At 40.1% G+C, this 14095-nt stretch carries 21 protein-coding genes; 1 reads left to right on the top strand and 20 read right to left on the bottom strand.

All coding sequences use genetic code 11. The features are described from left to right. Positions 1 to 113: 113 nt before the first annotated feature. The 6 genes from J2Z28_RS04535 to J2Z28_RS04510 all read right to left on the bottom strand — a co-directional run bounded on the left by J2Z28_RS04535 (position 114) and on the right by J2Z28_RS04510 (position 4295). Complete coding sequence (locus J2Z28_RS04535) at positions 114 to 638, bottom strand: GNAT family N-acetyltransferase (protein WP_211081379.1); 525 nt, start codon at positions 636 to 638, stop codon at positions 114 to 116. Positions 639 to 675: 37 nt separating this feature from the next. Continuing rightward, on the bottom strand, positions 676 to 999 hold the full coding sequence (locus tag J2Z28_RS04530) for a hypothetical protein (RefSeq protein ID WP_211081378.1): 324 nt from the start codon (positions 997 to 999) through the stop codon (positions 676 to 678). 45 nt (positions 1000 to 1044) lie between these two features. Further along, positions 1045 to 1491, bottom strand: a complete 447-nt coding sequence (locus tag J2Z28_RS04525) for a GNAT family N-acetyltransferase (RefSeq protein ID WP_211081377.1) — start codon at positions 1489 to 1491, stop codon at positions 1045 to 1047. Positions 1492 to 1664: 173 nt separating this feature from the next. Continuing rightward, positions 1665 to 2612: a hypothetical protein gene (locus J2Z28_RS04520; RefSeq protein ID WP_211081376.1), complete on the bottom strand. Its 948-nt coding sequence runs from the start codon at positions 2610 to 2612 to the stop codon at positions 1665 to 1667. A 34-nt stretch (positions 2613 to 2646) separates the two neighbouring features. Then, entirely contained in the window at positions 2647 to 3474 is an 828-nt protein-coding gene (locus J2Z28_RS04515) for a methyltransferase domain-containing protein (RefSeq protein WP_211081375.1), read from the bottom strand. A gap of 44 nt (positions 3475 to 3518) precedes the next feature. After that, positions 3519 to 4295 (bottom strand): class I SAM-dependent methyltransferase, encoded by a 777-nt coding sequence (locus tag J2Z28_RS04510; RefSeq protein ID WP_211081374.1) that lies wholly within the window; start codon positions 4293 to 4295, stop codon positions 3519 to 3521. A 156-nt stretch (positions 4296 to 4451) separates the two neighbouring features. Here J2Z28_RS04510 and J2Z28_RS04505 point away from each other — a divergent pair, with 156 nt between their 5' ends. Then, positions 4452 to 4901 carry a DUF1569 domain-containing protein gene (locus tag J2Z28_RS04505; protein WP_211081373.1) on the top strand — a complete coding sequence of 150 codons (450 nt, stop codon included), beginning with the start codon at positions 4452 to 4454 and terminating at the stop codon, positions 4899 to 4901. A 14-nt stretch (positions 4902 to 4915) separates the two neighbouring features. On the opposite strand, the gene J2Z28_RS04500 is transcribed toward J2Z28_RS04505, so the two are convergent. The 14 genes from J2Z28_RS04500 to J2Z28_RS04435 all read right to left on the bottom strand — a co-directional run bounded on the left by J2Z28_RS04500 (position 4916) and on the right by J2Z28_RS04435 (position 14018). Beyond that, positions 4916 to 5497 (bottom strand): HAD-IA family hydrolase, encoded by a 582-nt coding sequence (locus J2Z28_RS04500; RefSeq protein ID WP_211081372.1) that lies wholly within the window; start codon positions 5495 to 5497, stop codon positions 4916 to 4918. A gap of 48 nt (positions 5498 to 5545) precedes the next feature. Beyond that, entirely contained in the window at positions 5546 to 6481 is a 936-nt protein-coding gene (locus tag J2Z28_RS04495; RefSeq protein WP_211081371.1) for an acetamidase/formamidase family protein, read from the bottom strand. Between the two features lie 87 nt (positions 6482 to 6568). Beyond that, the gene (locus tag J2Z28_RS04490; protein ID WP_211081370.1) at positions 6569 to 7048 is read right to left on the bottom strand and encodes a DinB family protein; all 480 of its coding nucleotides are present in this window, start codon (positions 7046 to 7048) and stop codon (positions 6569 to 6571) included. Between the two features lie 35 nt (positions 7049 to 7083). Further along, complete coding sequence (locus J2Z28_RS04485; RefSeq protein ID WP_211081369.1) at positions 7084 to 7887, bottom strand: AAC(3) family N-acetyltransferase; 804 nt, start codon at positions 7885 to 7887, stop codon at positions 7084 to 7086. Positions 7888 to 8021: 134 nt separating this feature from the next. Beyond that, a complete protein-coding gene (locus tag J2Z28_RS04480; protein ID WP_240767979.1) occupies positions 8022 to 8480 on the bottom strand; it encodes a DUF5662 family protein in 459 nt (152 codons plus the stop codon). 60 nt (positions 8481 to 8540) lie between these two features. Further along, positions 8541 to 9047 carry a phosphotransferase-like protein gene (locus J2Z28_RS04475; RefSeq protein WP_211081368.1) on the bottom strand — a complete coding sequence of 169 codons (507 nt, stop codon included), beginning with the start codon at positions 9045 to 9047 and terminating at the stop codon, positions 8541 to 8543. 54 nt (positions 9048 to 9101) lie between these two features. Continuing rightward, complete coding sequence (locus tag J2Z28_RS04470; RefSeq protein ID WP_211081367.1) at positions 9102 to 9584, bottom strand: DinB family protein; 483 nt, start codon at positions 9582 to 9584, stop codon at positions 9102 to 9104. Further along, positions 9581 to 10309, bottom strand: a complete 729-nt coding sequence (locus J2Z28_RS04465) for a metallophosphoesterase (protein ID WP_211081366.1) — start codon at positions 10307 to 10309, stop codon at positions 9581 to 9583. The genes J2Z28_RS04470 and J2Z28_RS04465 overlap by 4 nt, the downstream gene beginning before the upstream one ends. A 34-nt stretch (positions 10310 to 10343) precedes the next feature. Beyond that, the gene (locus tag J2Z28_RS04460) at positions 10344 to 11000 is read right to left on the bottom strand and encodes a DUF4367 domain-containing protein (RefSeq protein ID WP_211081365.1); all 657 of its coding nucleotides are present in this window, start codon (positions 10998 to 11000) and stop codon (positions 10344 to 10346) included. A 42-nt stretch (positions 11001 to 11042) separates the two neighbouring features. Then, entirely contained in the window at positions 11043 to 11597 is a 555-nt protein-coding gene (locus J2Z28_RS04455) for a helicase (protein ID WP_211081364.1), read from the bottom strand. A gap of 180 nt (positions 11598 to 11777) precedes the next feature. Next, a complete protein-coding gene (locus tag J2Z28_RS04450; protein WP_244988120.1) occupies positions 11778 to 12305 on the bottom strand; it encodes a YfiT family bacillithiol transferase in 528 nt (175 codons plus the stop codon). A gap of 202 nt (positions 12306 to 12507) precedes the next feature. After that, on the bottom strand, positions 12508 to 12909 hold the full coding sequence (locus tag J2Z28_RS04445; RefSeq protein ID WP_211081363.1) for an NUDIX hydrolase: 402 nt from the start codon (positions 12907 to 12909) through the stop codon (positions 12508 to 12510). 52 nt (positions 12910 to 12961) lie between these two features. Further along, the gene (locus tag J2Z28_RS04440) at positions 12962 to 13390 is read right to left on the bottom strand and encodes a hypothetical protein (protein ID WP_211081362.1); all 429 of its coding nucleotides are present in this window, start codon (positions 13388 to 13390) and stop codon (positions 12962 to 12964) included. A gap of 190 nt (positions 13391 to 13580) precedes the next feature. Next, on the bottom strand, positions 13581 to 14018 hold the full coding sequence (locus J2Z28_RS04435; protein WP_211081361.1) for a P-loop NTPase family protein: 438 nt from the start codon (positions 14016 to 14018) through the stop codon (positions 13581 to 13583). Between the last annotated feature and the right edge of the window lie 77 nt (positions 14019 to 14095).

The following is a 14095-nucleotide window of genomic DNA, read 5'->3' as shown; positions in this document are numbered from 1 at the left end:
GATGACAAGAGGACATCCCCATTTAAATTTTCGTACACGTAGTTATTACATCCGTTCATCGAAGTGTTCCTCAAGAAAGATGAAGCTCAAGTATGATGATCCCTTTTGCGAAGTCATTTTTTCCATTCGTTTTCTAATATGCTCATCTCCATAAGATTCCAGAAGGTATCTTCATATCTTCTTGCATCACGAATAAGTCCTTCTTGTACAAAGCCCGCTTTTTCATAACATCGGATGGCTGAGACATTAAAATCAAATACGCCCAGACTGATCCGGTGTAACTTCTCCTCTTCAAATCCAATTCGAAGTGCCTCATCGATCATTTGCTTTCCATAACCTTTACCCTGATATGGCTTGCCAAGAAGCACCTTACCGATACGCCCTGAACGATTATATCGATCGATACCGCCAAGAGCAATATGGCCCACAATCTCCTGAGTCGATTCATCCATCACTTTATAAATGAACTTATTTGAAGTGTTCTTATCATTGGCACCATGCAAATAATCCGATAGCTGCTCTCTGGAAAGTGGATATTGGAACTGAGGGCCGGCCCACTGGAGCAAAAATGCTTCATCCCCACTCCATTCGATCAGTTGATCAAAATCTTCCGGTTCAAAGTATTGGAATGTAATCATGTATATCCGCCCCTTCTTTTTTATGTCATATCATAACCTATTTCAGTTCTCTTGTGTCGTCATAATTATGAGTTTCATCAAACGCTCTGTTTCTTATATTCATTTCATGAATGTAGTTTCTGACAACATTCATTGTACTAATTAAACAGATAACTCCACCCAAAATACATATCGCGGCTATCCAATAATTCAGTGCAAAATTCACTTGATAATCACTCGGAGTATAACTGCCAGCTGCTGCTGACTGGAATGCTGCATACCCTAGCTTAGGAATCACCTCTTCAATCATTTTCGAGATTGTAATAATCACAATTCCTAACATGATAAAGAGTAATGAGAAAATAATGTGTATATGCTTCAAAGACAAGCTACCTCCTTTATAATCCAAATCGCGTGTGATTTGGCACTACTTGCATCTTAGAAGCCGAACGACTTCGCCATCGATCAATCCCTCACTTACTCTCTGAAAACCAAGTGATTCATACAGATTCCCGGCGATACCATTTTCCGGCCTGTGTCCAATCATGATGCTTTTGCAATTCAGCGATTCTTTCATTAGACCAATCAACTTCCTAAGCGATTCTCTTCCATAACCTCTGCCTTGGTATTTTTTATCTAACATTAGAGCAAGAATCCAGTAGTTATCCTCATGATCCGGTTGATCTGAGTACACAGCAAATCCAACCAGATCTGAATCAAAATAGATGGCCATGGGTTGAAAATCGTTCACGACCTTGGATTCAGCAATCCAGTATACAACTGGCGCGGGAAAACTTTTTTTCTGTTCTTCAGTTACATCCAGTTGGGTGCATGCATACCAATTATCCACCGACACACGTTTTAAATGAATCATAAATTGAAATTCCTCCTAGTGAGAATTACACAGAGGAATCCCTCGGAACCCTTCCCTGGGTCCTCTGTGCTAGACAAAAACACCTCTTGCAACTTCATTTCTTCTACTCGGATTCGTATTGTTTCTCATATCACATCACTCCTTTCACGTTGTTGTGCAAACCTCTTGCAACTTCAATCACCTGCTAAACCTTTGATCTCTGATAATTCAGGAGTATGTTTCACAAGGTGAGCTATTTCATCATAAGCTGCGTTAGCTGCTAATGCAGCTTTAACTGCCTCAGTCCCTCTTGTCTTCCAGATCGAATATATCCATTTGGAAAAACCATATGCATTTATGTGGTGACCATGTTCCTGTATCTGCATAAACAATTTCACACTTTCCTCATACCTTTCGATATCCGTTAAAATACAGGCCAAATTGTTTAACGCAATGTTGATATCTCTCTGCGAATTTCTGGAGACATTAATATCCTCCCAGCTGCCGACCACTTCATCTTTTCTTGAAATGCTCAGTGCACCATCATTGATTTCATCAATCCAGTCCATCGTTTCGTTCAAAAGAGCTTCGACTCCCGCAACCTCCCCGGCATGATACAGATAGGCCAGACGCTGTTTGTTGTATGTAATTCGGGCAAAAAGAATATTGGACCATGTCTCATCTTCTTGTATGAGCTGATTCATATTTTCAAGCACACTGTCCATTTCACTGTATCTCTCCAAAACCCAAAGCGAACCACCCAAAGCCCGATGACTCTCGAACCGAACACCTCGGTTGGTATCCAACTTCGGGGCATGATCGCAAGCATATTGGTACCAATCCATCCAATGATCAAAGTAGTTCCCCAGAGATAATGACAACGCTTGTGTCGAATCCGAAACGATCCAGTGTAACTGCTCCGGGGCGAGGTTTTTTCTCCCCCATTCGAAGAATTCCCGGTGATTGGCATAAAGCGGTTCCGGCTCTCTTAACAAGGCATAACCATCTGAAATATTCCAGTAGACCCAGCCTTGTTCATGGACAGACAATTTCCTGGATTGTTCGAAGTTTTTCAGTAACTCAATCATACCCTGATGATCCCCTCGAACTACTAATTCCTGAAAAGATTGAACGATATTCATCCCCATCCTCCGTCCCTAATTAGTTTCAACCCAGCTATGTCAATGGCTTCGTGCCGCAAGCTGTAATGAAATTCATCATGGCATAGGCTTCCGGCGAATGATTTATCGCTTCAGAAGCTTGTTGCAGCTGAGCAAATTCCTCCGAACTGATCACACCTTTTTCAGCAAAATGTACAAAACGATTAAGATTAAACTGCTGCTTAAACCCTTCTATGCCTAACAGATCACTATGTTGAAGGACAGAATCAATGTCGACATCGATGTATCCGTTCTCAGAAAGGAGACGCGGCAGACTTCTACCAATTAAACGATTACCGCCGTGTTGTGCCACATAATCCGAAATTTTCATTAATACCGTATGCAAAGCAGGAACATCAGGATTCACTGCTCCAAAAACGCCGTCATCCACATCAATAATGGCAAGACGGCCGCCAGGCTTCAGTACACGATATATCTCTTGTGCAGCTTCGTCAGGATTGTTCAAGTGAAGAAAGATAAGTCTTGCCACGACAAAATCAAAAGAATCATCAGGCAGATCCATCTGGTAGATGGAAGACTCTACAAATTGTAATCGCTTGGAAGGAATATCTTTCAGCCGTTCTTTGGCTTGTGCTTGCAGTGAATGATCAATCTCAAGTGAGGTAAGCTCGCTGTCCGGCAGACTGTTCAATAATTGCTCTGTAATGTAACCTGGTCCGCTTCCGACCTCCAATACACGCATTCCATTTTTCAAACCATACCATTCTAGATTTCGGAATTCTTTGGACCACCCCATTATCGCCTGCATCTTTAACCTCTCTAATTCCTCTTGTAAACTTAACACTGCCGTTTGGATACTGTATGTTGAACGCGGATCACTCATATATTCTCTCCTGTTCTTAAGTAGAATAATAAAAACATATATTCTTAGATCTTTTTCTTCCCTAGAAAAAGAGCAACCTTATGTTGTTTCTCTATCGTTCCACCTGCAACATCAATGGAATCTTTGACTCGCTCCAGAAGTGAACGCCGAACATCAATAGAAAGTTGCTGATGTTTGGAATTGGTATTTAATAAAGCGACATATTCTTCGCTGGAGCAAGTCTGTATCCAGTTATACTCCTTAACCTCAATATCCGTGAACAAGCCGGATTTTTCTGTTATTTCTTTACGCTCCTGGATAACTTCATCTGGCGAAGGATATTGAGAATCATCCAGATGAGGGGCTAATGCTATGTAGTGGGAACGAATTTCATTGTGCAGCTGGTCATAGACCGGTACATGAATCGTCCAGAAAAGTCCAATGCCACCTGTATTCTCTAGCAATTCCCACGCCCGGTGGTAACCAACTTCCGGATCAATGAAGTGAAAGGCCGTTCCTGACACAATCAATTGAAATCGCTTTCCTTCGTTATTCCAGTCCTCAAATGAAGTGTTGATTACTTGAATCGATGGATATGACTTGAATTTGTCTGCGGTGAACTGTGCCAAGTTGCTTCCTAATTCAATACACGTGATGTTTGTATAATCCTTGCTTACCAATCCGCCAGTGGCCTGCCCCGTTCCGCAGCCAATCTCAAGAATGGAATCCTCTTTATTAAGATTCAGATATGTAAAAATATCATCAAACATTTCACTCGGATAGACGGGTCTATATCGTTCATATTCATTTGTTAAGAGATTAAACGTTTCCTTATTTTCCATTTCAGCAGCCCCCATTTCAATTGTGATTTTCCCATAATACATTGACTAAACTTACCATATCTTATTATTCTTGATAGTAAGAGGATAAACCTTTCATTAAGAGAATGATGATAGTTTAAGTTCAAATTTTATATCCTAGAGGACTGAGGTGGTCTTGTGAAAAGTATATTTGATACGATAAATGCCGCTGAAATTACAGAGCGCATGGATCAACTTAGTGAAAATTCCATCCCTGAATGGGGCACGATGCAGGTCTCTCAAATGCTGGCTCACTGTTCAGCATTTCATGATATTCCCTTAGGAAATGCTTTTCCACCTAGAGGATTACTTGGGAGACTTATAGGACAGTTCGCAAAACCAATGTTTTATAATGACAAGCCCTTGCCCCATAATATGTCTACGATCCCGACAATCATTATTGATGACCAACGACAGTTTATGGCAGAAAAAGAAAAGCTTGAGCAGCAGATTAATATCTTTCAACAAGGTGCTTCAGAAAAATTCTCCCGCCACCCCCATCCCTTCTTCGGAAAATTAACAGCCGAGCAATGGGGTAAAGGCATATACAAGCATTTAGATCACCATCTAAAGCAATTTGGAGTTTAGCGGTTATGTACCGTCTAAATTAGCAATGACTCAACTTCATTAACCCAATCTCCTTCTTCGTCAGCCAGTAAAGTCCTCCAACCGAGTAGATAAGCGGAATGTAAATTTTTCTCTTGATCATCTATAAATAGAACCTCTTCTCCATCTGCCAGGAAGGTTTTGACCCGTTGGTATATTTCAATCTCAGGTTTGCATAAACCCACTTGATTAGAGATGGTTACACTTTTGGTAAATGAGCTTAAACAGCTCAGATTCGGCTCAATCCATTCCTTACAATGATTGCTGAGTAGATGGATATCTGCGAACTCACTCCATCGCTCAAGGTATTGAGCGGCTGGTAAGGGAACAATTGAATTGTATAAGATGTCCTTCGCTCGGCTTATTGATAATTCGGGATACATCTCCTTCAACGATTGCCAGAACTCTTCTTCCCTCATCATTCCTGTCCAGAGCTTTCGTTTGATTCCTGCAAAATGTACTTTCAAAGATTCTGCCGATAGGTTGGTTTCCTCACTCATATCTTTCCAGCACGTCAACGACATATTACTTAACAAAACCCCTGCGATATCTAAAACGATCTGTGGTCTGCCTTTCATTTTATCGACCCCCGAGTTCAACTGATACGACGTATAACAGGCCTTAAGTTACTTAAAAGCGTCATGCGGAAGGACAGCATGCACACCCTTAACGCCATTCACAATTTGGGTGATACGCAGGTCAATTACCGCGCTTCCAAGTGCAATCGCTTCCACTCGATCTAGTCCGTACAACTCACCCATCAGATTGAGCATCCCGTCTAATGCTTGAACCGTAGCCTCATTCAGATCTTCATGAAAACCGAAGGTAATCCAGCCGGATGGCGTATGTGCACGAGGATTGGTCAAAATCATATCATCAATCACATTAAGCGTGACATCCACCACTTCCATCGGACATTCAATGGCCTGACAGCTGACTTCACCGTCTCCCTGCCGTGCATGACCATCACCAATCGCGAGATAACCCCCGTCTACGGGGATAGGTAAATATAATTTACTTCCCTGCACCAGTTCCTTGCAGTCGATGTTCCCTCCACAATAGCGAGGCGGCCAAGTCGTATGAATTCCACCTGACTCTGGCGGCATGCCCACTACACCCATAAACGGCGAGAGAGATACAGTGAAGGACTTTCCTTTTATTTCACAGCTTCCACTCATCGTTCGGCGATCAAGTGTCCAGTTCAGCGACAGTTCTTCAACCTCTGTTAGATGTAACTTCTGGTTCTGCCAGTTCGGATATCCGCCGGCGGAAGTAAACCCGTAACTTCCGGGTACGATCTCATTAAAAACAATCTCCAACGTCTGTCCTTGCTTCGCCTCATCGATATAGATCGGACCGATTAAGGCATGACCTCCATCTTTTTCACCTTGACGATCAAAAGGTTTCATGCGTTCCACATAACTCACACCTGTTCCCCAGCCCGCATCTAGCGTCTGAAAACGAATGGAATCACCAGATTTTACGCTCAAAATGGGGGTTACCTCATTAGTAAATGAACCGATCAGATTTTCCTGAGTTAATTCAATTGTATGAGTACTCACTACAATCCCTCCCTGGTTTGGGATACATATTATATTCAAAGCAAGCAACATGCTGTATTCCGTGTCACCCCCTGCCTGCTAAATCCTTTACGCTTCAAGGTTGGCAAGATATTTCTTCAACGGTTCCATATGATGCTGGTCATGCCATATAAAATCTTTAAGGTATTGGGGAATATAAAATACGTTCCCCTCTGCGTCCAAATACGTCTGATGAAGCTGTTCCTCCGATAACCCTCGAATGTCATTCATAATTTTATGGCGGTACGTGATAGCCTTGTTTACGATTTCGGACGTCTCTGTGCGGTTACCAAATTCAATAGCTTTGCGATTAAACTCTTCAAAATTCATATGTTTCAACGTAACTGGCTGCTTCAGAGCAATCTTCTCAATCGCTTCCTTGTAAAAATATCGGTCCCATAACATGATATGACTGACGATGGATTTTATCGTCCATTTCCCTTCTTCCATGCTGGAATTCCAGGTCTTCTCCTCGAGATGATTCATCGTTTTGACAAACAACGCCCATTCTTCAAAAGTGTGAAGCAAATGTTCAATTTCTTTGGTCATGATTACATTTCCCCCTTCTTTCTTTTTGAGATGATTCACTGCTCTATATGTTCTCTTCGGTTCCGATTCATCCATCCCAAAGCATAATCAACCATCTCTCTTTGGGGTATCAGATAACTCACAGCTTCCCCTACCATTCCTTCGGTAACAGCGTTAGTCTGGATCTTAAACTCATTAAAAATCAATTCAAAATCATCTGATTCATTGTTAATATCATCGTATGTAGTCCATTGCTCAATTCCATCCACCAGCATTTTTACTCCCCAGACTTTTGGCTTAACAAATGAATTCTGCTGTTTATATTCGGCCAGGTGCAAGGAGGTGTTACTATTTGTAGGCGCACCAAGTAACAGAATGTATCCACTCAAATCATAGATTTTTCCTAACGGAGATTTCTCATTTAATGCATAATGCAAGTTGTGATCTTCCATTATCCGTTTGGCCTCTTTCCCCCAGGCAGCAAAAGACATGTGCGGATGTGAACTTCGAAACACACCATCTTGCCTCCGAAACACCTCAGGAATGATGCCCATATACGAGGTTGGGGTTAGATCAGGATAATAAATAGGCATGTTGTCTTTGATGAACTCAATTTCCTCTGAAGACAGGTTCGCGTCATGCTCTGAAGGTTCACAAAGATGTTCTGTTTGAGTGGGCATGACAATGGTTCCATTGGTTCCAACGGCTTCTTCCAGAGCTAAAATAACACTTACCGGGCCACCTATAACCTTACCTATTGCTTTGAAGGAGGAATGAACGATTATCGTCATGCCCTTCTTAACACCTAAGCCTCTTAAATCATTAATGAGCGTACTTTTTGTAATTCCAGCTGTTATCATATGAACTTTTCATCCCATGCTGTATTGATAATTCCCAGTCTAACATTCCATTCTTTCAGCATTTTTCGTTTTACGGCAGCCCGCTCTCCTATGGCCAATTCCAAAAACCGCATATCATTTTGGATCATCATTATTCACCTCTCTAATAAGTACTGCATAAGCGCTTCTCTCGTCATTGGATGCAGAATAACATCTTCCGAGTTCATCATACGTTCTGCCAAATTGGAATCTTTGACTCTGCGGCCCCATTTTCTTGAAAAAGATCTCCAGTCACATACCATTTCTATAAAATATTTTTTTGGCATAGGCAAAGCTTCTTTTGTAGTTCTGTTTACAATCCAATACTCCCAATGATGTTTATTATGATTCTGGTGATGTAACCATGCGTTCTTCCATCTTAGTTCTGTATCTTCATCTTTACGGCCCGCATAAAACTTGATTGCATAAGGGATAAATTCTTGAGGACAAAACTTGGATAAATCATGAAGCAGCCCCTGTACATATAAACCTTCATGCCAGCACTCGATTAAAACATTCAATTTATGTTCAGTTACATATAAAAAGTACCTCCAGTATGCAGAAAGCAATGTCATCCACACCCCCAGCTTCTTTTTACATTCTCTTCAATTCATACAGTGAACCCCTATTCACTTTTAAACAGCGTATTTATAATCATCTCGGCATTCCTCAGGTGTATGCAGACTCGTATCCACCGAGTAGCTATACTGAATGTCGGAAGCCATGATTTGATGCTGCTCATCCGATTGCTCTTCTCTTCGATCCCCACGTTCGATGTTCCGCTGACGGCAGATGTCGAGGGGGCAATATAACTCAACGATATCCAGTGGATACCCTTCAAAAATCTGTTTGACTTGTTCATAATGCGGCGCGAGCTCCGGTCTTTCCACAAGAATGCCATCAATCAGAACATGCTTTCCATGGTCTGAAAATACTTTTGCCGTATGATACATCATTACAATCGCTTCACTCAGATACTTCCAGTAATCCGTCTGTAGATGTTTATCACCTATCGTATTTTCAAATAAATCATTAGCCACCACATAGAAAAACGGATCATCGTATGATTGCATCGCCTCTACAATTGAAGTTTTACCAGAGCTGGTTACACCGTTCAAAAATATAATTTTGCCTTTTTCCATGATGTTCATCTTCCTTTGCTTAAGTATAATTTTATAAATGTAATACAGCGTGTACTACGTGTGTTTCATTGATTTTTTGAGCAGCATGATCTGACCAATATGATAGGCATTATGAATACATAGATTTGATACAACTCCCCACCATGGCGCGTTGAAATAGGAAGGGATTTCACGGGTCAATTTATGTTCTTCGCTATCTTCAAGTGCCCTGTTCCAATCACTAAAGACGGTTTTCAGTCTATGTAATGTATTGCGCCATTCCACATCATTCAAGTTAGACAGATCTATGTCGAATGTATCCTCATTATTCACTGAATTCTGCCCGTCGACCTGTTCGGCAATATATCTCTCAAGCCACTTCTCATTCCAGAAAATAAGATGATTGACAATCGCCCAAATGGAGTGCTCCCCCTCATTCTTTACATAAGCGGCCTCCGCCGCATTGAGGTCTGTCAAAATATCATGAAGCGGAATAAACCAGCTCTTGTCATGATAACAGGCATTTAATTGATCTATGAGAATAGTTTTGTAACTCATCGTTGCACCTCACTCAGATTAAACTTTGAATCAAAAGTTACGTAAGAACCATTTTGGTAAATCAAACCATTCAGCTGCATTCCATAGGCACATCCACCATCAATTCCTATTTTATCTTCACCAAACCAAACATCCGCAGATCCATGAATGTCTATCGTCCTTGTATGTCCAAAGACGATCTTTTTGTGTAGATTGGTGAACGGATGATGAATAAATTTATCTTTGATATACATAAAATCATGATCTGGTTGTTTCCACCATTCTATGTAATCGGGGTTTAATCCGGCATGAACGTAAATATGAGTTTTATCCTCGTGGAACAGAGGTAATGTAGTCAAAAAATCAATATGATGACCGTAATCTATTTTTATTATCTCTCTTGCTTGGTCCAGCATTTCATCAGAAATTTCGCCTTCAATATTACAATAGCTCTGAAGTGTTTGAAGCCCTCCATGTTCAATAAACTTCGCTTTAATTACGGAACTCCCCTCATTTATAAAATCAACTAACCGTTGCTCATGATTGCCTTTTAATGCAATCGCATGATGTTCATGCACTAATTTAATCACCTTATTAACGACCTCTTTGCTGTTGGGTCCTCGATCTACGTAGTCTCCAAGCAGAATTAGTTGATCATATTTCGAGTTGTAATTAATATCATGCAATAACTGATTAAATGGATCAATGCAGCCATGAGTATCGCTAATCATAATCGTCCGATTCATAGAAACTCCTTTTAGAACAGTTATAATATAAAATTTATCCGTTCATTGACTTCGCAATCTTCATCACAAGATCTTCTGACATGTTTCTACCATTGATCTCGTATTGAAGCGCCTTCCCATGCACATCCTCTTCGATCCATATCAATTGGGAAGTTTCGTTATTGAAAATATAAAATGCTTGGACGCCACGTATGGCTACCTGTTTAACCTTAGTACCATCATGATCAGACAATGCGATCCGGCTCTTTGTTGTCCCGAAAATATTAAGTTTATAACCACCGTATTCTTTATAGGTGATGCTGATGCCCACAACCCTCTTATTGGGCTTCAGGTCTCTTATCACTACATTTCTGCCTGACCTGTTACTTTCTTCAATCATTTCATCGATTTCTTGCGGAGTTAAATTATCAAATCCATAAAACACATGAATGGCATCTATATCAGAATCAATCGGAAATTTCGGCTGCCATGGAGAGTAATGCCGTTGCAATAGCTCCAGACCATCTTCCCATGGAATGGCTGCATAATTGGTCTGTTGCGTGAATTGATTCTCTATAACATCTGCGGTGTAAATCGCCTTCCCGTCACCAGGCTTTAAGTCAATGACTATCCGGTCAATCGCATGATCATTGCGTAAGGATTCAATCTGAATTTTTCCAAGCACATCTCCGCTTTTGTTTTTGATATCCATTGTTCTTTCACTCCTTTGTTTTCAAAAATACCTTTCTGATCTTCATGCTATAAAAAGCTGAGACCTACAGAAGATAAAACGATCATGAGGACTCCAAATATGCAAATCGTCGGCAAGATATCCTCGTAACCATAACTTGTCGTTTATTCGTCTGAGATAAAAACCTTTTGGAAATTCATTATCCTCCGTAAGGGCTTCAGATGCTATGGTAATGGAGCCGGACGGAGCTTTGTTACCCTCTGAAATATTGGTAGAACATATCTCAGGCTGATCCAAATATTGCATTCTTAGATAAGGTCCTAACTCAACCGGACAACATTCTAGCCCAAGATCATTTGCTCTTCGAAAGAGCTGAAAAGTCGTAGCACCATCCGAAAAACCAAGTTGTCTGACGGTCAACTCAACCGTTTGCAAGCTTTGCTTTGTACTGGAAACTATAAATCTTTCATCATTTAATAACTGTTCTCCATATTTATTCAATGAAATAGAGTGTTGGTCCAGTTTATGAATAAGCTCTGGTTTTGTTAAACCGCCAACGTCTACTATTCTAATTTCAACTGCGCAATCAGGGTATACTTTTTCATCTTCAATCAACATTTGTATCCCCCTAAACTAGTTTTCTTATAATTGACTTTATATTTCAAGTGCAGTCACTAATCCAGTTCTGAATCCGTTTACATACATATCCCCGGTAAATGATAGCAGCAAACCAAGGTCCTCAGAAATCCAATTCACAATTCCCCATTGTTAAACTCCACACTTGAGATGTATAAAACCCTACCACCTCTGCGATGTTATACAAGATTTAATTTGAGCAATATGATGCTGCCCGTGCCATACAAATCTTTGAAGGGCAATATCCAATGTAATTGTACCTAACACTTCTGTTCGGAGTGTTCGTCTAAACTGATCGGGATGTAAACCAAGCAGCAGAGTGAGAAATCGCTTGTGCAGTATCTCCATCAACAAAATTGAATCTTCGATGGGCGTATTCCTGTAATCATGTAATGATGCCCATAAATCTTCTCGATATGAGCTTGCCATCGGTTCATCTTCAGTCAAGGCTCTCTTAAATCTGATATAAGCGTTCATGTCATTGTCCGCAAGGTGGTGCACAATCTGTGTGATCGTCCAACCGCCATCACGATAAAGAGTACAAAGTTGATCATCATTGAGATGTTGTGTAATCTCTCTTAAGGTCTTCGTAATTCCGGGAATTTGACCAATGATGTGGATTCGGTCCTCATTAGAGAATTTAAGACTTGGCTCAAAGTTTCCTATCGGAAAGCGTACATTTTCATCCAAGGTTGACCACCTCTCCATTTCTCTACTATAGAACCAAATCATATCCAATATAACCCACAATGTTCCATTTGCGAAGTGTAAAAGCAAAAAAAAGAAGCAACCTGTATTCTCGGGCTGCTCCTTATATTAAACTACTCTCATATCTGTATCCCCAACCAAGAGAGGAGCAACTTTAAGGTACAATCTACCATAATGAGTGACCTTATTCTGAAAATTCAATCAAAAAAGGATGGCTTTTCTCATCTAATGCATTATGAATTCTTTCATAGAAATTCCCCCATGTTATCATTTGCTGAGCTTCTTCTAAAGTAAAGTAGCCCACCTCTTCACTTTCATCACTGGTAGTTAAAGCTCCACCAATCGGTTTTCCAGTAAATATATTGTTGCATACGCCGCGCGTTATGTTTTGATACAAACCACAAAATTTAATTAATTCAATGTCAATTCCTGTTTCCTCTTTCACTTCTCTGACTGCTGCCTGCCTAATAGTCTCTCCTTCTTCAACACAACCTTGAGGCATTTCCCAGCCTCTTCGACCTTTTATAAGTAAAATCTCATTATGTTCATTGAGAACGATTACACTAGCAGAAACGATAAATTTCATTCTAATTCCTCCTATGTTGGTTTAAATAACCCCTCTTCCTCGAATGGCTATGCTAAATGCCAAGAACTGAAACATAATCTTGAGTTGTTAATTGCTTTTTAATCCATACAACAAACTCTATGATTAATTCACAAAGTCTCTGAACACTATTGAGAAAATCTTGTTGAAACTCAACTTTAGAACTGCCGAAGAAGAAATACACATGTTCATTTATTAATTCAATTGGTACTTTCTCATCAAGAAGATTAGCAAACGTTTTCAAATTCTCAAGGATCACCTCCCACGTTTTCCGATGTATTTCATTAAATGCATAATGATCATATCCAGAAAATACATTTTCTATTGATTTCTCTATATAGCCGAAAACTTCTTCATCAAAGTAAATTGAGTTTTCATTCCAACATTGCCCAAGGTACTTCCCAGGTAAAACTTCAATATAAGCAGTTCCTTCAAGTTCTTCTCTATCTCTTATTATCTTCATTGTCCACCCTCGTTAAATAGTTTCGTCGATTTCACATACTGTTCTGTATATAAGACCCAGCGTAGGCTGGGTGTACTGCTTATTGGGCCCAAGGATCAATGTCCACCGTTTAATTGTTATATTACCTCCTGGTCCTCTACCAAAACTTCTGCTGACAGAGGGACGTATATCCCGATGTGTAAATACGGAGTTATGTGATTTCACTGCCTTCATTGAGCAAACTAATCATTTTCCTGTTAGTTTTTAAGATTATCACTTTGTCTTTATAAGGGGACAAGAAACTACAGATTTCTTTCCGATTTGTACTATTAAATTTATGATTCCAAATAAGCATTTCAATTAGTCCTCTTAATGTTTGCTTGTATATAGATCTTTCTGCGCCTATTCTTTGTTTAACAAATCTCATGATAATTCTAAAATGTCGAATCAACACATCAGTATCTAGGTAATAAATTACATCTGCTCTTGAAAAGCTATCAGAAAGCCATTTATAATATACTCCCTCTACAATCCAACTATCATTATCAATTATTTTATGTAGTAATTTATCTCTCACGTCTGGAGAATTCTTTCCTGAAAACTCCACTTTACTGCTCCACATGACTGTATCTATATAGATTGAACTCATAAAATTAAGAACCGCCTAATCGGGTAAAAGATAGTAATAACTGAAAAGGGCGGGGATTCAAGTGACAAATGAAGAAG

This window comes from Paenibacillus xylanexedens, assembly GCF_017874615.1.
GTDB lineage: Bacteria > Bacillota > Bacilli > Paenibacillales > Paenibacillaceae > Paenibacillus > Paenibacillus xylanexedens.
The sequence above is the reverse complement of the archived record's forward strand: the minus strand, read 5'-3'. Positions and strand labels throughout refer to the sequence as shown.